The 19,196-nt window shown below is 74.7% G+C and carries 15 protein-coding genes; 6 read left to right on the top strand and 9 right to left on the bottom strand.

Features of this window, described 5'->3' with window-relative positions:
• Positions 1-263 precede the first annotated feature (263 nt).
• On the bottom strand, positions 264-2,309 hold the full coding sequence (locus ACH4NX_RS15850) for a HelD family protein (RefSeq protein ID WP_398127540.1): 2,046 nt from the start codon (positions 2,307-2,309) through the stop codon (positions 264-266).
• Positions 2,310-2,584: 275 nt separating this feature from the next.
• On the opposite strand from ACH4NX_RS15850, the gene ACH4NX_RS15855 reads away from it, so the two are divergent.
• Complete coding sequence (locus tag ACH4NX_RS15855) at positions 2,585-2,770, top strand: hypothetical protein (RefSeq protein WP_351389353.1); 186 nt, start codon at positions 2,585-2,587, stop codon at positions 2,768-2,770.
• Between the two features lie 30 nt (positions 2,771-2,800).
• Here the strand turns inward: ACH4NX_RS15855 and ACH4NX_RS15860 are convergent, their stop codons facing one another.
• The 3 genes from ACH4NX_RS15860 to ACH4NX_RS15870 all read right to left on the bottom strand — a co-directional run bounded on the left by ACH4NX_RS15860 (position 2,801) and on the right by ACH4NX_RS15870 (position 7,962).
• Positions 2,801-4,444 (bottom strand): DNA repair helicase XPB, encoded by a 1,644-nt coding sequence (locus ACH4NX_RS15860; protein WP_351389351.1) that lies wholly within the window; start codon positions 4,442-4,444, stop codon positions 2,801-2,803.
• Positions 4,445-4,532: 88 nt separating this feature from the next.
• Entirely contained in the window at positions 4,533-4,856 is a 324-nt protein-coding gene (locus ACH4NX_RS15865) for a hypothetical protein (protein WP_351389348.1), read from the bottom strand.
• 520 nt (positions 4,857-5,376) lie between these two features.
• The gene (locus ACH4NX_RS15870) at positions 5,377-7,962 is read right to left on the bottom strand and encodes a helicase C-terminal domain-containing protein (protein WP_351389346.1); all 2,586 of its coding nucleotides are present in this window, start codon (positions 7,960-7,962) and stop codon (positions 5,377-5,379) included.
• Positions 7,963-8,093: 131 nt separating this feature from the next.
• Between ACH4NX_RS15870 and ACH4NX_RS15875 the strand changes: the two genes are divergently transcribed.
• Both ACH4NX_RS15875 and ACH4NX_RS15880 read left to right on the top strand, forming a co-directional pair.
• Positions 8,094-9,188, top strand: coding sequence for a hypothetical protein (locus ACH4NX_RS15875; protein WP_398127541.1), 1,095 nt, complete (start codon positions 8,094-8,096; stop codon positions 9,186-9,188).
• A 78-nt stretch (positions 9,189-9,266) separates the two neighbouring features.
• Positions 9,267-9,935, top strand: coding sequence for an HAD family hydrolase (locus ACH4NX_RS15880; protein WP_351389342.1), 669 nt, complete (start codon positions 9,267-9,269; stop codon positions 9,933-9,935).
• On the opposite strand, the gene ACH4NX_RS15885 is transcribed toward ACH4NX_RS15880, so the two are convergent.
• Positions 9,878-10,162, bottom strand: coding sequence for a hypothetical protein (locus ACH4NX_RS15885; protein WP_398127542.1), 285 nt, complete (start codon positions 10,160-10,162; stop codon positions 9,878-9,880). The genes ACH4NX_RS15880 and ACH4NX_RS15885 overlap by 58 nt on opposite strands.
• 162 nt (positions 10,163-10,324) lie before the next feature.
• Between ACH4NX_RS15885 and ACH4NX_RS15890 the strand changes: the two genes are divergently transcribed.
• Positions 10,325-10,708 carry a cold-shock protein gene (locus tag ACH4NX_RS15890; protein ID WP_053132946.1) on the top strand — a complete coding sequence of 128 codons (384 nt, stop codon included), beginning with the start codon at positions 10,325-10,327 and terminating at the stop codon, positions 10,706-10,708.
• A gap of 17 nt (positions 10,709-10,725) precedes the next feature.
• On the opposite strand, the gene ACH4NX_RS15895 is transcribed toward ACH4NX_RS15890, so the two are convergent.
• Genes ACH4NX_RS15895 through ACH4NX_RS15910 form a run of 4 tightly spaced genes read right to left on the bottom strand, consistent with a single transcriptional unit; the run spans position 10,726 to position 14,281 of the window.
• The gene (locus ACH4NX_RS15895; RefSeq protein WP_351389335.1) at positions 10,726-11,574 is read right to left on the bottom strand and encodes a 1,4-dihydroxy-6-naphthoate synthase; all 849 of its coding nucleotides are present in this window, start codon (positions 11,572-11,574) and stop codon (positions 10,726-10,728) included.
• Positions 11,564-12,313 carry a futalosine hydrolase gene (locus ACH4NX_RS15900; protein ID WP_398127543.1) on the bottom strand — a complete coding sequence of 250 codons (750 nt, stop codon included), beginning with the start codon at positions 12,311-12,313 and terminating at the stop codon, positions 11,564-11,566. The genes ACH4NX_RS15895 and ACH4NX_RS15900 overlap by 11 nt, the downstream gene beginning before the upstream one ends.
• The gene (locus ACH4NX_RS15905) at positions 12,283-12,795 is read right to left on the bottom strand and encodes a DUF2771 domain-containing protein (protein ID WP_351389329.1); all 513 of its coding nucleotides are present in this window, start codon (positions 12,793-12,795) and stop codon (positions 12,283-12,285) included. The genes ACH4NX_RS15900 and ACH4NX_RS15905 overlap by 31 nt, the downstream gene beginning before the upstream one ends.
• Positions 12,796-12,853: 58 nt before the next feature.
• Positions 12,854-14,281: an MFS transporter gene (locus ACH4NX_RS15910; RefSeq protein ID WP_398127544.1), complete on the bottom strand. Its 1,428-nt coding sequence runs from the start codon at positions 14,279-14,281 to the stop codon at positions 12,854-12,856.
• A 344-nt stretch (positions 14,282-14,625) separates the two neighbouring features.
• Here ACH4NX_RS15910 and ACH4NX_RS15915 point away from each other — a divergent pair, with 344 nt between their 5' ends.
• Positions 14,626-15,552, top strand: coding sequence for a DUF3027 domain-containing protein (locus ACH4NX_RS15915; RefSeq protein ID WP_351389324.1), 927 nt, complete (start codon positions 14,626-14,628; stop codon positions 15,550-15,552).
• A gap of 432 nt (positions 15,553-15,984) precedes the next feature.
• A complete protein-coding gene (locus tag ACH4NX_RS15920; protein ID WP_398127545.1) occupies positions 15,985-19,107 on the top strand; it encodes a sacsin N-terminal ATP-binding-like domain-containing protein in 3,123 nt (1,040 codons plus the stop codon).
• Positions 19,108-19,196 lie beyond the last annotated feature (89 nt).

The following is a 19,196-nucleotide window of genomic DNA, read 5'->3' on the forward strand; positions in this document are numbered from 1 at the left end:
CCCGGCCGGCGCCGGGCCGCGCCACCCACCCCGCGTTCACCCGCACCGGACCCGCGCCCGCTGGGCCCGCGCCTGCTGGGCCCGCGCCTGCTGGGCCCGCGCCTGCTGGGCCCGCGCCTGCTGGGCCCGCGCCTGCTGGGCCCGCGCCCGCGCCCGCACCGGACCCGCGCCCGCAGGACCCGCGCCCGAACCAGCCCCGCGCCCGAACCGGCCCCGCGCCCGTACCGCGTCCGCGCCGCCCGCCCCCAAGCACCACGCGCCCGCTACACCAACTGCGAGGGCAGCCCCGCCCCGTGCGTCACGATCAGCCCCGACACCGCGCGGGTCAGACAGACGTACAGCCGCCGCAGTCCCGTCCGTTCGTCCGGCTCGCCGTCGACCACGGCCCGCGGCTCGTCCAGGACCACGTAGTCGTACTCCAGGCCCTTGGCCAGCGAGGCCGGCACCAGGGTCAGGCGGGTGGCGCGGGTCGTCTCCTCGCCCGGGCCGATGAAACCGATCCCCGCCGCTTCGAGGGCCTCCGCCAGCTCCGGCACCCGCGCGTCGGCGGCGATCAGGCCGACCGAGCCCTCGCGCTCCAGCAGCTCGCGGCAGGCGGACACCACGTCCGCGGTCCCCTCCGTGGTCGTACGGATGTCGAAGAAGCCCGGGTTCTCACGGATCGACGCCACCGGCGTCAGGCCCGGCGCGATGTGCGGCAGCAGCCGGGAGGCGTACGCGATGACGTCCGTCGGCACGCGGAAACCGGCCGTCAGCTCCTCGATCACGGCCTCGCCCTTGCCCATGTGCGTCAGCGCGTCGGACCAGCTCCGCGTCGCCCACGGCGTGGTGCCCTGCGCCAGGTCGCCGAGGACGGTCGCCGAGCCGGTGGTGCAGCGCCGGCCCACCGCGCGGTACTGCATCGGGGAGAGGTCCTGCGCCTCGTCGACGACCACGTGCCCGAGGGAGTGGGTGCGCTCGACGAGGTCGGTGGCCTCGTCGATCAGCACGGTGTCGGCGGGTGACCACTTGGCCGACTTCACCGAGCGGGCCGGCTTCGCCCACAGCACCGCCTTCCGCTCGTCCTCGGTGAGGACGCCCTCGGCGTGCTCGGCGAGGAAGTCCGCGTCCGACAGGAGCCGCAGGACGAGCTTCGCGGGCTCGACCGGCGGCCAGACCGCCTTCACCACCGCCTTCACGGCGGCGTCGCGCGCCACCGCGTTCTGCACCCGGTCGTCCGGTGCCTCGCCCGCCCGTTCCATCCGCACCAGTACCGCGTGCGCGATGCGCTGGGGGAGGGCCTCGCGGGCGGCGCCGTAGCGGATGCCGCGGGCGAGCAGCTCGCGGACGATCTCCTCCAGTTCGTACGCGGCCACCCGCCAGCGGCGCGAGCCGCGCACCACGACGACGCCCTCGGTGGGGAGGGTGACGTGCGAGTACAGCGCCCTGCGCAGTACGTCCGCCATCCGGGCGTCGCCCTTGATCACCGCCGTCGCCGCCTCGTCCGCGCCGCGCACCTCGACGTGCGCCACCAGGTCGTCGACGGTCGCCTGGCGGACCGTCAGTTCGCCGAGGGCGGGGAGCACCTGCTCGATGTAGTGCAGGAAGGACCTGTTGGGGCCGATGACGAGGGTGCCGGTGCGGGCGAGGCGCTCGCGGTGGGCGTAGAGGAGGTAGGCGACCCGGTGCAGGCCGACCGCGGTCTTACCGGTGCCGGGTCCGCCCTGCACACAGACCGAACCGGTCAGCCCGGCCCGTACGATCTCGTCCTGCTCGGGCTGGATGGTCGCCACGATGTCGCGCATCGGACCGACGCGGGGCCGCTCGATCTCCTGCTGGAGCAGCCTGCTGGTGAGGGCCGCCTCGGCCGGGTCGGACAGGTGCTCGTCCTCGTACGCCGTCAGCTCGCCGCCGGTGTAACCGAAGCGGCGGCGCAGCGCGACGTCCATGGGGTCCTTCTTCGAGGCCCGGTAGAACGGCTGCGAGACCGGCGCCCGCCAGTCGATCACCATCGGGTCGCCGTCCGTGTCGTGCACGTGCCGCCGCCCGACGTAGAAGAGCTCCCCCTCCCCGCCCTCCGCCCGCTCGGCACCCGGTGCGTGCAGGTAGTCGAGCCGGCCGAAGAACAGCGGGGTGTCGCTGAGGTCGGCGAGCGCCTTGACGCGCTCCTCGATCTGGCTCTCCAGCACGGCGGCGTTGACCCAGTTCGCGGTGACGTCGGTGAGGTCGAGGGACTCGACGTCCTCGCGCATGGCGCGCAGCGCGGAACGGGACGCGGCGAGGTGGGCGCGCTCCTTGGAGAGGGGGTCTTCGTGGACGGGCGTGGACAAGGGAGTGCCTCCGGATGACCTGCGATGCGGTGGGCGCTGGCTGCGCGCGGTGGGCCGGCCGGTTTCCGTCCGGACGGCGGCACTCCGTGGGGAGGCGGGCAAGAGCGGAGATTCTAGAGGGCGGAAGGCGGCGCGGGCCAACCTATTTCCCGTCCCCTAGGGGATCGCGTCCTCCGCTCAGGGGGACGCGCTCCCTCCACGGTCGTAGTGGGAAAGGGCGGGGCTCGGTCCGCGGACCGATGCCGGTACGGGGCCCGCGGTCGCACCATGGAGACATGAGCGCAGCAACCATCTCCCCCGCCCCGGCACCGGGCCGCGCGTCCGGTGCCACGCCCGTGGCCGGCAGCCACCGGCACCGGCTCGGTGACGCCGTGCGCGCCGTCAGGGTGTTCGCGGGCGCCGCCTTCGACGTGGTCGTACTCGGTGAGTACGGCGAGGAGGCCGGCGTCCGCCGCCGGTGATCCTCGCCGGGACCCGGCCGCGGTGTCCGGTCAGCCCTCCGCCAGCAGCTCGTCCGCGTCCATGATCCGGTACGCGTAGCCCTGCTCCGCCAGGAAGCGCTGGCGGTGGGCGGCGAAGTCCTGGTCGAGGGTGTCGCGGGCGACGACCGAGTAGAAGTGCGCCTGGTGGCCGTCGGCCTTCGGACGCAGCACCCGGCCGAGCCGCTGGGCCTCCTCCTGCCGGGACCCGAAGGTGCCCGACACCTGGATGGCGACGGTCGCCTCCGGCAGGTCGATGGAGAAGTTCGCGACCTTGGACACGACCAGCACGCTGATCTCGCCCTGGCGGAAGGACTCGAAGAGCTTCTCCCGCTGGGCGTTGGACGTCTCGCCCTTGATGACCGGCGCGCCCAGGTGCTCGCCCAGCTCGTCGAGCTGGTCGATGTACTGGCCGATGACGAGGATCTGCTGCCCGGCGAAGCGCCGCACGATCGCCTCCGTCACCTTCCGCTTGGTGGCGGTCGTCGCGCAGAAGCGGTACTTCTCCTCCGTCTCGGCGGTGGCGTACGCGAGGCGCTCGGAGTCGGTGAGGTTGACCCGGACCTCCACGCAGTCGGCGGGCGCGATGTAGCCCTGCGCCTCGATCTCCTTCCACGGCGCGTCGAAACGCTTCGGGCCGATGAGGGAGAACACGTCCGACTCGCGGCCGTCCTCGCGGACCAGGGTCGCGGTCAGACCGAGCCGCCGCCGCGCCTGGAGGTCGGCGGTGAACTTGAAGACCGGCGCCGGAAGCAGGTGCACCTCGTCGTAGACGACCAGCCCCCAGTCCCGGGAGTCGAAGAGCTCCAGGTGCGGGTAGACGCCCTTCCGCTTCGTCGTCAGCACCTGGTACGTGGCGATGGTGACCGGCCGGATCTCCTTCTTCGTCCCGCTGTACTCGCCGATCTCCTCCTCGGTGAGGGAGGTCCGCTTCACCAGCTCGTGCTTCCACTGCCGGGCGGAGACGGTGTTCGTCACCAGGATCAGGGTCGTCGACTTGGCCTGCGCCATCGAACCGGCCCCGACCAGCGTCTTCCCGGCGCCGCAGGGGAGTACGACGACGCCGCTGCCGCCGTGCCAGAAGTTCTCCACCGCCTGTTTCTGGTAGGGCCGCAGCGCCCAGCCGTCCTCGGCCAGCTCGATCGGGTGCGCCTCGCCGTCGACGTACCCGGCGAGGTCCTCGGCGGGCCAGCCCAGCTTCAGCAGCGTCTGCTTGATCTGCCCGCGCTCGGAGGGGTGCACGGCCACCGTGTCGGGGTCGATGCGGTTGCCGACCAGTGGCGCGATCCGCTTCGACTTCAGGACCTCCTCCAGCACCGGCCGGTCGGTGCTCGTCAGGACCAGGCCGTGCGCCGGGTGCTTGGAGAGGGTGAGGCGGCCGTAGCGGTCCATCGTCTCGGCGATGTCGACGAGCAGCGCGTGCGGCACCGGGTAGCGGCTGTACTCGACGAGCGCGTCCACGACCTGCTCGGCGTCGTGGCCCGCCGCCCGCGCGTTCCACAGGCCCAGCGGGGTCAGGCGGTAGGTGTGGATGTGCTCCGGCGCCCGCTCCAGTTCGGCGAACGGCGCGATGGCCCGACGGCACTCCCCGGCCTGCTCGTGGTCGACTTCGAGGAGCAGGGTCTTGTCGGACTGGACGATCAGCGGACCATTCACGGGCGGCACCCTTTCGCGCGCGTACGGCCGACTGCGACTGGACGGATCGGCCAAACGTCCAGTGTGCCTGATCCGGAGCCCGGCGGGTCTAGCGAAGAGTGAGGTTGTTGATCAGCGGGCCCTCGATGCTGATCCCCTCCGTGACCAGGGACTCGATGCCGTTGGCCGGTAGGAGCAGCGGCAGCGCGGCGGCCTTGGGGGCGAGCGCGCCGAACAGCGCCGCGGCGGTGATCAGGGCGGCGACGGAGACGGCGACGGCGTTGCGGGCGGCGGACTGGTCGGCGGAGCGGGCGGCGGACTGGTCGGCGGAGTGACTGTTCGAGTGATCGTTCGAGTGGCCGTCTGAGTGGCTGTCCGGGTGACTGTCCGAGTGGCTGGTGGAGCGGTCGGGATCGGTGAGCTCGGAGCGCATGGCGGTGTCCGGCCTTTCGGGATCACGGGGGAGCGTGGGGGGAGGAATCCGGAGCGGGCCGGGCCCAGGGGGACTGGGGACCCGGCCCGCCGACGGGGTCGCCGACCGGAGGGATCGGCGAGGGATCAGAGGGCGGTCACCGGACGGTCAGAGGACCAGGCCCCCGCCGAGGTCGATGCCGATCGCGGCGGCCTCGGCGGCGAACGCCGCGACGAGGGTGGCGGTGGAGGCCAGGACGGTGGCGACGCGGCGAACTGCAGTACGCATCAGGTTCTCCCTTTCGGTTGGTTTGCAGGGCAACCGGTGGCTGCCCGACCGCCGTCGAACCGATGCGGAATATGAAGAAAGCTCCCTCGCAGGTGCGAATCACCCGGCGTGGCGTGCATGAACCACCGCGTACGCCCGAAAGTGTCCAAGAAGGCGGAACCACGGCCGGACGCGCGTAAAACCCCAAAGGGACCCGAGTGCCACGTCACCGCAGGCCACGCCACGCGGCACAGCACGGACGCGGCACGTCACCTCACGTCGCGTCGTCCGCGAGTTCGGCCACACCGGTGATCCGGTGCAGCGGATACGTGCGCACCTCGTCCGCCGTGTGGTCGTACGCCGTCACGAAGCCGCCCTCCACCCGGATCGGGGCGACGACGCGCTGGCTGGCGGCGCCCTCGGCGTTCACGTAGCCGATCCACAGCGCCTCGCCGGTCATGACGGCCGCCTGCATGGTGGCGAGGGTCTCGGCGGCACCGGTACGGGGCAGTCCGCCCCCGGCCGGGGTGTCGTCCGCTCCGCTCCCGGGGCCCGGCTTGCGCGGGGCCGTGGCGGCCAGGTCGCCGGCCCGGACGGCGCGGATCGCCGCCGTCAGAAGCGTGTCGTCGGGCGCCGGCGGACCGTCCGGGACCGGCTCCGGCGCCGCCCGCGGCGGTGTGCGGTGGGCGTCGGCGCGGGCGATCAGCACGTCGCCCCCGGCGGACTCGGCGGCCGGCGCGAACCCCATCGCGCGCAGCCCCTCCAGCAGGGTCGCCGGGTCGGCCTGCGCGGCCAGCACGGTCGGCGCCAGGCGGCGCAGGGCGAGGGCGGAGGCCCGCCTGTCGGCGAGGATCTCGTCCAGCGTCGCGTCGTCGTCACAGCGCACGTACGCCGAGGCCGCGCCCACCCGCAGCCGCCCGTGCCGCCGGGCCACGTCGTCGATCAGGTACGTGAGCGGCTGCGGCACCGGCGTACGGGAGTGCCGCGCCAGGAAGGCGTGCAGGTCGGCGGCGGCCTGCCCGGAATCCAGGGCGCGGCGCACCGAGCCCGGCGTGAACCGGTAGACGGTCGCCCCGCCCTTGGACTCCACGTCCGCGAGCACCCCCAGCACGTCGGCCAGCGGCCGCTCCAGGGGACCCGGCGCCACCGCCGTCAGGTCGGCCTGGAGCAGCACGTGGTCCAGCGGTTCGGGGAACAGCGGCGCGAGCAGCCGGGCGGCCCTCGCGGTGGCGGCGGCCCGTTCGGCGGGGGTCGCGGGCGCGGGCGCGGGCGGGGTGCGGTGATGGTGGACGGGGAGCTTGTCGCCGGGGCTCTCGGGCGCCCCGGCAGCCTCCGGTGCCTCCTCCGGACGGGACGGTTCGGGCGCTCCGATCAGCGCCCGTCCCGGCGCGGCCAGCGCGCCGCGCCCGGTGACGCCCAGCAGCTCCGCCTCCGACAGCGTCCAGCGGGCCAGCCGCGTGCGCAGGTCGTCGTCCTGGCCTTCGCGCCCGTCCCGCCGCGGGCCGCGCAGCGGACGTTCCCAGCGCAGCCGGGCCAGCACCGACTCCTCGGTGGGCGAGGCGCCCTCGGGCAGCCCCGCCAGCAGGGCCAGCACCCGGTGCCGTACCTCCGGCGCCGCCGAACGGTCCAGGTTCGGGCCCAGCGCCGAGAGCGTACGGTCCTTCGCGTCCCGCCCGCCGACCACCCCCGGCGTGCGGGTGGCCGTCAGCCACGTCCCGGCGAGCCGCGCCCAGCGCTCCGCGGTGGGCAGCTCCCGCCACTCGTCGTACGCCGGGGTCGCCGCGTACCGCTCGTCCTCCGCGCCGTCGGAGGCGATCAGCCCGGCCGCGTAGGCCAGCTCGGCCCAGAACGCGGCCACCGGCTCGGGCACGTCCAGTGCGACGGCCGTCCGCTTCAGGTCGCGCACGCTCAGCCCGCCGGCCCGCAGCACCGCCGGACCGCCCTCGTCCCACTCCTTCAGCAGCTCCTCGACGGTCGCCAGCGCCGCCAGGGCCTGTCCGGCCGCGGTGGCGTCCACAACCTGTGGACGGTGCGCGGCGGCGGCCTCCACCGGCGGCGGCACCGGCTCCGGCGTGCGGTGCGCCCGGCCCCCGCGCAGATGCAGGGCGACCTCGCGGGGCAGGACGACGGTGCCGGGCGCGGTCGGCAGCAGCAGGCCGCGGTCCAGCAGGTGGCGCAGGTGCGGCGCGGGGTCGTGGGTGACCTGTCCGTAGGGCGGGCCCCACCTCAGCCGGGCCAGCACCTCCCGGGACTCCTCGGGCAGTTCGGCCAGGAGCGCCGCCATCCGCGGCCGGTCGGCGAACAGGGCGCCGAGCGCGGACACGGCGGAGACGGAGTCGTGCGTCGAGGGCAGCCCGACCGCGGCCAGGATGTCCTGGATCCGGCCCGGTGACATCCCCGCCGTCGCCTCCCGCACGGTGGGGCCGAGCCCCGTCGGGGACGGATGCTGCGGGGAGGGCGCGAGCAGCTCGCGGGCGGTGCGCACCAGCCGCAGCCGGTCGTCGGCACCCCACACCAGGGCCTGTTCGCGCAGCAGGGCGACGGCCCGGGGCAGGGCGGCCGTCACGACGGGATCGCCCTCGTCACCGGCCATGAGGCGGACCAGTTCCCCGTACGGCGCCGGATCCGCCGCCACGGCCAGCGCCTGGGCCGTCTGCAGCGCGAACCGGTCCAGCCGCTCCAGGGCGCGTACGACGGAGGCGCGGGTGCCGGCGCGGGTGGCGAGCTGCGTGAGGTCCGTGGGCACGGGGGTGATGAGGTCGGGACGGCTGCGCAGGAGGGCGGCCAGCGAGACGTCGTCCCTGACGCGGAGCGCCTCCGCGAGGGACCGGGGGGCCGCGGACTTCTCCTCGGTGCTCATCCGGCCCACGTTAGCGGGTGGGTACGGCGGCGGTGTGCGCGTACGGTCGCGCGGTGCGCGTCCGCCCCGCACGGGAGGATTGGATACCTTCGTCCGACGGCGTACCACAACACACCGCCCCGGAGGGCTCCGTGGGGATCGAGAGCGACCAGGTCGTCTACGAGTATCTGAGCCGCGTCGGCGACGTGGCCCAGCAACGGCAGCTGCCGTCGGCCACGCGCATGCGGCTGGTCTCCGAGCTGCGCGACGAGATCGACCGGCACCGCGCCAAGACCACTGTGGACAGTCCCGCCGCCGTCCGCCGCATCCTGGAACGGCTCGGCAGCCCCTACGACATCGTCGACGCGGCGGGCGGCACGAGCGGCGGGAGCGGCACGGGCGGTGGCCTGCGGCCGTCGGTGCCACCGCCCGCCGCCGTGCCCGTGCAGCCGGAGGGCGGGCCGAGGAAGGCGGAGGGCGGGCCTCGGAAGGCGGAGCGGCTCAAGGGTCTGCGGCGCGCCGTGCCGCGTCCCCGCCCCGCCGCGCCCGAGTCCGGGGCGGCTCCCTCCCCGCCGCACCTGGCGAGCGCGGACGAACTGGGTAGCGGCGGCGGCGTCACGCAGCCGGACTGGTGGCGGGTGGACAACGGCCCGTTCGGCGGCGGCCTCGACGGCGGCTTCGGCGGCGGTTTCGGAGGCGGCGGGGACAGCGTGCCGGGGTTCGTCGGCGGTGTGGAGATCCCCGAGCTGCTCAAGCCCCCGCCGCGGGACATGGGCGACGCGGCCGGGGCGGCGAGGAAGAACGGGACCGCGGAGAAGGCGGAGACGGTGGCGGAGGCCGGTGAACCGGCCGTCGCCGCGACGGGCGGGGCCCGGCGCCGCCGCCTCCCCCGCCTGTGGCCCGAGGCCGGCTGGAACAACCCGCTGCTGCTGCTCGCCGCCGCCCTTCTGGTCGTCGGCGCCGTCCTCGGCAGCCTCGTCCCGCTGGGCCTGGGCTGGCTGATCGCCTACCTCTCCCGCCGCCTGACCCCGGCCCAGTCGAAGTGGGCGGTACTGGGCCTGCCCGGCACAGTCGCCGCCGCCGGTGTTGTCTGGCTGTGGGGCCGCACGGAGGGCCGCTGGGGCGACCCGATCGCCGAGGGCCACATGAACGACGCCGTCACGGAGACCTGGCCCTGGGTCCTGCGCACGGCCGCCGTCGCCACGGCCCTGTACCTCCTCTGGCGCTCCCGCCGCCCCCGGAGCTGACCCGCACCCGGGGGCGGGCGGCGCGGGGCAGCCGGGTGTCCGGCCGGCACCGTCGGGCGTCCCGGCACAATGGGGTCCATGGCCTCCACGACCCGCCCCGCGCCCACCGTCGGTTTCGATCTCGACATGACGCTGATCGACTCACGCCCCGGCATCCGCGCCTGCTACCTGGCGCTGACCGAGCGGACGGGGACGTACGTCGACGCCGACCTGGCCGTCACGCGGCTCGGGCCGCCGCTGGAGGAGGAGCTGGCCCACTGGTTCCCGGCCGAGGAGATCGCCGCCACCGCCGACCTGTACCGGGAGATGTACCCGGCGTACGCCATCGCCGCCACGCCCGCGCTGCCCGGCGCCCGGGAGTCGATCGCCGCCGTGCGCGAGGCCGGCGGACGGGCGATCGTCGTCACCGCCAAGTACGAGCCGAACGCCAAGCTGCACCTGGCCCACCTCGGCATGGAGCCGGACGCCGTGATCGGCGACCTGTGGGCCGAGCAGAAGGCCGTGGCGCTGCGCGAGCACGGCGCGGACGTGTACGTCGGCGACCACCTCGGCGACGTACGCGGCGCCCGCACCGCGGGCGCCCACGCCGTGGCCGTGGCCAGCGGTCCGTGCGGTGCGGAGGAACTGCGCGCGGCCGGCGCCGACGTCGTCCTCGCCGACCTGACGGAGTTCCCCGAATGGCTCGCGGGCTACCGCGCCGGTGACGGCGAGGGCGACGCCGAAGGGCTCGACGCGGCACGCGCCTGACGCCGGCCCGCGATGATCGACTGGAACACCCCCGCACCGGCGATCAGGAAGCCCACTCCCATCAGCATGCTCAACACGAACATGTAGGTGGGAAAGGGCGTCGTCCCCAGAAACAGCGGGGCCACCGTGACCAGTGTGGCCACGGTACCGATGAAGAAGACGATCACACCGGCGCGGATCAGTCGGTCACCGGGCGCGGCGGAATTCGTTTGGGTTTTGTCACGCACCCGACCAGGGTAGTTCCCAGGCCTGGAGAACGACCGGGGGACGTCTTGTCACCGGCCTGAAGACCATTAGCCTTGGTACCGGCGGGTCCGGACGACCCGCCCAAGTGCTATCAAGAGCCGTTTCCGAGCAGTTTTCCGACGAGTACGAGGACGAGGACAGACGTGCCTACCGGCAAGGTCAAGTGGTTCAACAGTGAGAAGGGCTTCGGCTTTCTCTCCCGCGACGACGGCGGTGACGTCTTCGTCCATTCCTCGGTCCTCCCCGCCGGAGTCGAGGCACTGAAGCCGGGCCAGCGCGTGGAGTTCGGCGTCGTCGCCGGGCAGCGCGGCGACCAGGCACTGTCCCTCACCCTGCTGGACCCGGCCCCGTCGGTCGCGGCCGCTCAGCGCAAGAAGCCGGACGAGCTGGCCTCCATCGTCCAGGACCTGACCACCCTCCTGGAGAACATCACCCCGATGCTGGAGCGCGGCCGCTACCCCGAGAAGACCGCCGGCAAGAAGATCGCCGGCCTGCTCCGCGCGGTCGCCGACCAGCTGGACGTCTGACCCCGCACCCCCACCCGTCAGGGAAACGCCAGCGCGTCCGGGCCGAGGGCCGGTACCAGTCCCTCGGCCGCCGCGCGGGTCAGCAGGCCGCGGATCGCCGCGTAGCCGTCCTCGCCGAGGTCGGCCGTGAACTCGTTGACGTACAGCCCGATGTGCTGGTCGGCGACGGCCGGGTCCATCTCCTGGGCGTGCTCCATGACGTACGGCCGGGACACCTCCGGGTCGTCCCAGGCCGCGCGGACGGACGTCCGCACCGCGTCGGCCAGGCCCGTCAGCGCCTCCTCGCCCAGCGACCGCTTGGCGATGATCGCGCCGAGCGGGATCGGCAGCCCGGTGGTCCGCTCCCAGTGCTCGCCCATGTCGGCGAGCTTGTGCAGCCCGTAGTTCCGGTACGTGAAACGGGCCTCGTGGATCACCAGTCCCGCGTCGACCTTCCCGTCCCGCACCGCCGGCATGATCTCGTGGAACGGCATGACGACGATCTCACCGACCCCGCCGGGCACGGTGTCCGCCGCCCACAGCCGGAACAGCAGGTACGCCGTCGACGTCTCGCTCGGCACCGCGACCCGGCGGCCGGCGAGGTCCGCGCCGGCCTCCCCGGTCAGCACCAGCGGCCCGCAGCCCCGGCCCAGCGCGCCCCCGCAGGGCAGCAGCGCGTACTCGCCGAGGACGTACGGCAGCACGGCGTAAGACACCTTCAGCACGTCGAACTCGCCGCGCTCGGCCATGCCGTTGGTGACGTCGATGTCCGCGAACGTCACGTCGAGGGCGGGCGCGCCGGGCACCCGGCCGTGGGCCAGGGCGTCGAAGACGAAGGTGTCGTTCGGGCAGGGGGAGTACGCGATCTGCAAGGGCTCAGAGGTCATGTCGGTTCCAACTCGTGAGGACGGGTGCGAGCTTCCCGAAGGCGTCCGTCAGGGCCGCGAGCGCGTCGCCGACGCGCCAGGCGGCGCGGTCGCGCGGGCCGACCGGGTTGGAGACCGCGCGCAGTTCCAGTACGGGCACCCCGTGCGCGGCGGCGGCCTCGGCGACGCCGAAGCCCTCCATGGCCTCGGCCAGGGCGCGCGGGTGGCGGGCGCGCAGCAGCGCGGCCCGTTCGGCGGTGCCGGTGACGGTGGACCCGGTCAGGACGGTGCCGGGGCGGGCGCCGGTCGCGGTGGCCACGGCGGCGACGAGGCCGGCCGGCGGGTGATGGGTGACGGCGCCGAAGCCGAGGTCGGTGACCGGCAGGAAACCGTCGGCCGTCTCGGCGCCCAGGTCGGCCGCGGTGATCTCGTCGGCGACGACGAGCGAGCCGACGGGCGCGTCCGGTACGAAACCGCCGCCGATGCCGGTCGAGACGACCAGACCGTAGGGCGCGGAGCCGAGGGCCGCGGCGGTCAGGGCGGCGGCGGTGGAGGCTGCGGCGAGGGCCGGGCCGACACCGGCGGCCAGCAGATCCCAGCCGTCCGGGTGCCGGTGGAGGGTCACCCCGGGCAAGGACACCTCGGCACCCCGCGCCGGGAACGCCCGAGCCACCGCGTCCCGTTCGACGGGGACCGCGGTGGCCACCAGGACGCGTGGGGAGGACGTGGTCAGCTGTCCTTCTTCAGCCGGAAGGACCACAGACCGGTGGCCTTCTCGCTGGCTTCCTCGCCGTCGCCCGCCTTGATCGTGACGAGCGTGGAGTCGCCCTGGGCGCCGTACTGGGCGTTGAAGAACACGCTGCCCGGGACCGTGCGGTACGTGTTGTCCGTGTCGTCGGTCAGCTGCTGACCGTTCATCAGGATCGTCCAGCGCTCGTCGGCGACCTCCGGGTCCACCCCGAAGCGCACGGTGTCGTCCGGGTTGACCGTGATGGACTCGACGTCGTCGTCCTGCAGGCACTTCTGGATCTCGGCGGTCTCCAGGACCTTGCCCTCCCCGCCGCAGGTGGCGTCGGAGCTGACCGAGTCACTGCCGACCGTGACCGTGGCCATGGGCGTCGGCTGGTCGCAGGCGGACAGCAGGAGCAGTCCGGCGGATACGGCGCCGGCAACGGCGACGGCGCGGCGGCGTCGCACAGCGCCGTGTTGATCAGCGGCTGCGCCGCGGGGCAACGTGGTCATGTCCGAAGGCTATACGGCGCTTGTGGCCGTCCCCCCACCTGGGTACGGCGTGGCGTGGTCACGCCACTCTCGGCCGCGCCGGTCCTCCGTGCCGGGCCGAGTCGATCAGGCCCCGTACGGTCGTCAGCCACCCGGCGGCGATGATCGCGGCGGCCACCGACAGACCCAGCGTGCCGTTCAGCGGCAGCACGATGCCGACCGCTCCGCCGAGCACCCAGGAGACCTGGAGCAGCGTCTCCGAGCGAGCGAACGCCGAGGTGCGGACCTGTTCGGGCACGTCCCGCTGGATCAGCGCGTCCAGGGACAGCTTGGCCAGCGCCTGCGCGAACCCCGCGATGGCGGCCAGGCAGGCCACCAGGACGGTGCTGAAGAACACCGCTGCCGTGACCGCCGCGCCCAGCACGATCGCGACGACCGTCACGATGATGATCTCCGGCGCCCGCGACCGCAGCCACGCGCCCACCGCGGTGCCCAGCGCGTTGCCCGCCCCGGCCGCGACACCCACGATGCCCAGCGACACGGCCGCGCTCTGCCCGGACAGCGGATGCACGCGCAGCAGGAAGGCCAGGAAGAAGATCAGGAAGCCGGACAGGCAGCGGATGCCGGCGTTGGCGGCCAGCGCGTGCGTCACCGCCGGGCCCACCGTGCGCAGCCCGGGTCGCTTGCCCTGCCCCCCCAGCGGTCCTCGTAGCGGACCCCGCAGTGATCCGTGCAGGGGCCCGTGCAGATGGTCCTCGTCGGCGGCGAGCAGCGCCCGGCTCTCACCGCGCGCCGAGTCCACCTTCGGCGGCAGCGTGAACGACAGGACGGTGCCCGCGACGAAGATCACGAAAGCGCCGTACAGCGGCCAGCGCGCCCCGACCTGCTGGAGTCCCGCCGCGATCGGCGCGGCGACGCCGGTGGCGAGCAGCCCGCACAGCGTGACCCGCGAGTTCGCCTTCACCAGGGAGAACCGGGGTGGCAGCAGCCGGGGCACCACGGCGCTTCTGACCACCCCGTACGCCTTCGAGGCGACCAGCACGCCGAGAGCGGCCGGGTACAACCCGATGCTGCCGCTGATGACCGCCCCGGACAGCACCAGCGCGAGCAGCGCCCGGGCGCCCATCGCGGCCGCCATCGCCGCGCGCCGGCCGTGCGGCAGACGGTCCAGGAGCGGGCCGATCACCGGCGCGAGAAGCGTGAACGGGGCCATGGTGATGGCGAGGTAGAGCGCGACCCGGCCGCGCGCCTCGTCGGTGGGGACGGAGAAGAAGACGGTGGAGGCGAGCGCGACGGTGATCATGACGTCGCCGGCGCCGTTCACCCCGTGCAGCTCGATCAGCTTGCCGAGGCCGGACTCGCCGGCTCCGTGCGCGTGCGTCGCCCGGCGGATGCCGCGCGCGGTGCCGGTCACCGGCAGGCGCAGGGCGCGGCCGACCGCACGGAACCGGGAGCCGGGGCCGTGCCTCCGGCTCCCGCCCTTGAACTCCGTCCGTGTTGCTGCCACCCCGTCATAGTGCCCCGAGAGCGGGGGCTGTAGCGTCGATACGGCACGTATGGCGGTGATCGAGTCGGGTGACACCGGCTCCGGAGCCGGCGGCGAACGTCAGGCCGTACCCCGCCGAAACTCCCGTCGGTGTAGGCCCAGCGCACATGAACAGGTAGCGTGCCTAGCGCGCCGTGGCGAACGTTCTCGGCCGCGCGCCTTACGGCCATCCCGCAGAATGGATGACGTAGGTGTGCCCGAGCGCGATCGGGCGCGGACGTCGACGCGGTCCACAGGTCCGCTCCGTCCGCCCCTCGCAGGCAGCGGCGCACTCGTGAGACGGCGTATGGAGAGAAGCGATACCTGTGAGCGCAGCGACAACGCGAAGCCGCACCCCTGACCGTCTGTGCGCCGAGGCAGTCGACCTCGCCCGTGCGGCAGCCGAGGAGGCCGCCGCACCCGGCGTCGTCGGCGAGCACGCCGGGCTGGTGTCGGAGGGTGACCGGGTCGTCACCCACTACTTCGCCTGCAAGGATCTCGGGTACCGGGGCTGGCGCTGGGCCGTCACCGTGGCCCGCGCCTCCCGCGCCAAGATCGTCACGGTGGACGAGGCGGTGCTGCTGCCCGGCCCGGACGCGCTGCTCGCCCCCGAGTGGGTGCCGTGGAGCGAGCGGCTGCGCCCCGGCGACATGGGCCCCGGCGACCTGCTGCCCACCGACGCGGAGGACCTCCGGCTGGAGCCCGGCTGGACCGGCGAGGACGAGCCGCCGCCGAACTCCGCCGTCTCCCACGAGATGGCCGACCTCGTGGAGGCCGAGGACGCCGAGGTCACGGCCGGACCGCCCGCCGAGCTGTCGGTCGTCCCGGCCCGCGGCACGATCTCCGCGGTCGCCGAGGAACTGGGCCTGCGCCGCACGCGGGTGCTCTCCAGGTACGGCCTGCACGTCGCCGCGGACCGCTGGGAGGAGGGCTTCGGCCCGAAGAGCGCGATGGCCCAGGCGGCCCCCGCGGCCTGCGTGAGCTGCGGCTTCCTGGCGCGTATCGGTGGCTCGCTGGGTCAGGCCTTCGGGGTGTGCGCCAACGAGTTCTCCCCGGCGGACGGACGGGTGGTGTCGCTGGCCTACGGGTGCGGCGGGCACTCGGAGGCCGCGGTCATGCCGAGGCCGCCGCAGCCGGCTCCGCCGGTGATCGACGAGACGCGGGTCGACCCGTTCCCGCTGCGCCCGGCGCCGGACTCCGGGTCGGTGCCGGTGACCGAGGACGAGGCGACGGCGGAGCTGGGGCACTCGTAGGCTCCGCCGGCGGGTGCGGGTGCGGGTGCGGGTGCGGGTGCGGGTGCGGGTGCGGATGCGGATGCGGATGCGGGGACGTCGTGGCTCGCGTCCCCCAGCGGGCTGCGCCGCCTGATCCCCCAAGCCCTCTGGTCCCCCGGCCGCCTGCCCCCCGGCCGCCTGCCCCCGGCCGCCTGCCCCCGGCCGCCTGCCCCCCGGCTGCCTGGCCGCCCGGCCGCCTGATCCCCCTGGCCGCCTGGGTGCCTGATCCCCCTGGGCGCCTGGGCGCCTGATCCCCATGGGTGTCTGACCGTCCGACCCGGCCCCCCGGCCCCCGACCGCCCGTCGCCCCGCTCGGCGGCCCCGTCCGCCGAGGCGGGTGTGGGCGGGCGGTGTTCCGTGGGGTGGGTGCCGGGGCGGTACCTTCGTGGTCCGTCGATGAGGAGAGTCACCGTGAGCATGTACGTGCGGCCTGCCGCCAAGGGCGCCGATCCGTTCGGTACGGCACGTCTGCGGCGCGGGGTGCTGGACGCCTGGGCGACGAGCCCGGCCCGGTTCCGTGAGGACGCCAACGCGGAGGAGGACCTCGTCCTCGGCGGCTACCGCGACCGGCTGGTCGTCGAGCTCGCCCAGAACGCCGCCGACGCCGCGGCCCGCGCCGGTGTGCCCGGCCGGCTCCGGCTGACCCTGCGCGACGGGGTCCTCGTCGCCGCCAACACCGGCGCCCCGCTGGACGCGGCCGGCGTCGAGTCGCTGTCCACGCTGCGCGCCTCCGCGAAGCGGGACGCCACGGACAGCGCGGTCGGCCGGTTCGGGGTCGGTTTCGCCGCCGTCCTGGCCGTCACCGACGAGCCCGCCGTCGTCGGCCGGCACGGCGGGGTCCGCTGGTCCCTGGCCGAGGCACGGGGCCTGGCCGCCGACACGGCCCTGCACAGCCCCGGTCTGGGGGACGAGATCCGGCGGCGCGACGGGCACGTCCCGCTGCTGCGGCTGCCGTTCCCCGCCGAGGGCACCGCCCCCGACCCGTACGACACGGCCGTCATCCTGCCGCTGCGCGACCCGGCCGCCGCCGACCTCGCCGAGCGGCTCCTGCACGCCGTGGACGACGCCCTGCTCCTCGCCCTGCCCGGCCTGGAGGAGGTCGTGGTCGAGGTCGCGGACGACGTACGTACGCTGTCCCGCCGCGCCGAGGGCCCACTGACCGTCGTGGAGGACTCCCGGGAGGGCGTCACCCGCTGGCGCACCGCCGCCGCGCACGGGCCGCTCACCCCCGACCTCCTCGCCGACCGGCCGGTGGAGGAACGGCTGCGCCCCCACTGGTCCGTGACGTGGGCGGTGCCCGTGGACGCCGAAGGCTCTCCCGTGCGGCCCCGCACCAGCCCCGTCGTCCACGCCCCCACGCCCAGTGACGAGCCCCTCGGCGTTCCCGCGCTGCTCATCGCCTCCTTCCCGCTGGACTCCACCCGCCGGCACGCCGCACGCGGCCCGCTGACCGACTTCCTGACGGAGCGGGCGGCGGACGCCTACGCCGGGCTGCTCGCCGACTGGCGGCCGGTCACCACCGGCCTCATCGACCTGGTGCCCGGCCCACTGGGCAAGGGCGAACTGGACGGCGTACTGCGGCAGGCGATCCTCGAACGGCTGCCGCGCACCTCCTTCCTGCCGCCCGCCGTCGAACCGCGCGAGGACGACCCCGACCTGCCCGAGTCCCTGCGGCCCCGCGACGCCGAGGTGGTCGAGGGCGCGGGCACCGACACCGTGCGGGTCCTCGCCGAGGTGCTGCCGACCCTGCTGCCCGCCGGACTCGAACGCCGCGCCGAGCTGCGCACACTGGGCGTGGCCCGGGTGCCGCTGACCGACGCGATCGACCGGCTGGCCGGGCTGGAGAAGGCCCCCGGCTGGTGGCGGCGGCTCTACGACAGCCTCGCCGGAGTCGACCCCGAGCGGCTGTCCGGGCTGCCCGTGCCCCTCGCGGACGGCCGCACCACCATCGGGCCCCGGCAGGTGCTCCTGCCCTCCCCGGCCGCCGCCTCCCTCGACCCCGAGGTCCTCACCCGCCTCGGCCTGAAGGTGGCCCACCCGGAAGCCGCCCACGGGCTCCTGGAGAAGCTCGGCGCGCTGCCCGCCACCCCGCGCGCCGTGCTCACCACTCCGCAGGTCCGGACCGCCGTCGCCGCCTCCCTCGAGGACGACGGCGGCACGAACTGGGAGGAGGACGCCCTCGACGCCGACGAACTGGCCGACACCGTCCTCGGCCTGGTCCGCGACGCCGGACTCGACGCCGGGGACGAGCCCTGGCTCGGCGCGCTCGCCCTGCCCGACGAGGACGGCGAACTCTCCCCGGCGGGCGAACTCGTCTTCCCCGGCGGCCCCTTCGCCCAGGTCATGCGCGAGGACGAACTCGCCTCCGTGGACGCGGAGCTGGCCGACAAGTGGGGGCCGCAGCCCCTGGCCGCCTGCGGCGTGCTCGTCACCTTCGCCCTGGTCCGGGCCACCGACGTCGTACTCGACCCGGACGAACTGGAGCCCCGCGAGGGCGACTTCGCCGAGCCGGACGACGCGGGCCTGCTGGACGCCGTGGACGTGTGGAGCGAGGACGTCCTCGACCGCTTCCCGGACAGTCCCGTGCCGCCGGTCGCCACCGAGATCGTCGCCGTGCGCGACCTGGACCTGGTGGACGACGACCGGTGGCCCGAGGCCCTCGCCCTGCTGTCGCGGCCGCCGCTGCGCGACGCGCTCGTCCAGTCCGTGCGCGTACTCCTGCACGACGGCACCCACGAGGTCGTACGGCCGTACACCGCGTGGTGGCTGCGCGGGCACCCGGTGCTCGGCGGGCGCCGCCCGGCGGGTCTGCGCGCGGCGGGCGGCGACCCGCTGCTGCGGGGCCTGTACGACGAGGCCGACGCGGCCGGTTTCGAGGACGAGCAGGTGCTGCGGGCGCTGGGCGTACGGACGTCCGTCGCGGCCCTCCTCGAGGAGCCCGGCGGCGCGGCCGAGCTGCTGGACCGCCTCGCCGACCCCGACCGCCCGGTCACGGCCGCCCAACTGCACGCGCTGTACAGCGCGCTGGCCGAGCTAGACCCCGAACAGGTCACCCTGCCGGACGAGGTGCGGGCCGTGGTCGACGGCCGGGTGGAGGTGGTGGACGCCGCCGACGCCGTGGTGGTCGACTCGCCGGACCTGCTGCCCTTCACGTCGGGCGTGCCGCTGCTGCCGGTACGGCCGGCCCGGGCCGCCGAGCTGGCGGAGCTGTTCCAGGTGCGGCGGCTGAGCGAGTCCGTCACCGGTGAGGTGGACTCCGAGGGTGCCGAGCACGACGTACCGGAGCCGGTGCGGGTGCTGCTCGGGGCGCGGACCCCGGCGTCGTACGTGGAACACGAGGAGCTGGTCGTCGGCGGTGCGGAGATCGACTGGCGGCTGACGGACGACGGCACGCTGCACGCCGCGACCCTGGAGGGCGTCGCCGCCGGGCTCGCCTGGGCGGCCGGTCAGTGGCCGCGCCGCTTCGAGGTCGCCGCACTGCTGGAGGACGAGTCCCGCACGGAGGAGCTGGCGCGGGACCGCTGGTTCGACTAGTACCTTCCCGTAGGCGTGAACGATTCGCGCCCAGTGTCCTTGTGGCGCTCGGATGAGCGCTGCGAGGACACTGGGGCCGAAAAGTTCAC

The organism is Streptomyces sp. NPDC017225 (assembly GCF_044331465.1).
In the GTDB taxonomy this organism is placed as follows: Bacteria; Actinomycetota; Actinomycetes; order Streptomycetales; family Streptomycetaceae; genus Streptomyces.

Coding starts and splice junctions, on each gene's coding strand:
- ACH4NX_RS15855 (WP_351389353.1), top strand. CDS start 2,585: ATGAGCGCAGCAACCATCTCCCCCGCCCCGGCACCGGGCCGCGCGTCC.
- ACH4NX_RS15865 (WP_351389348.1), bottom strand. CDS start 4,856: ATGCGCTCCGAGCTCACCGATCCCGACCGCTCCACCAGCCACTCGGAC.
- ACH4NX_RS15870 (WP_351389346.1), bottom strand. CDS start 7,962: ATGAGCACCGAGGAGAAGTCCGCGGCCCCCCGGTCCCTCGCGGAGGCG.
- ACH4NX_RS15880 (WP_351389342.1), top strand. CDS start 9,267: ATGGCCTCCACGACCCGCCCCGCGCCCACCGTCGGTTTCGATCTCGAC.
- ACH4NX_RS15895 (WP_351389335.1), bottom strand. CDS start 11,574: ATGACCTCTGAGCCCTTGCAGATCGCGTACTCCCCCTGCCCGAACGAC.
- ACH4NX_RS15905 (WP_351389329.1), bottom strand. CDS start 12,795: ATGACCACGTTGCCCCGCGGCGCAGCCGCTGATCAACACGGCGCTGTG.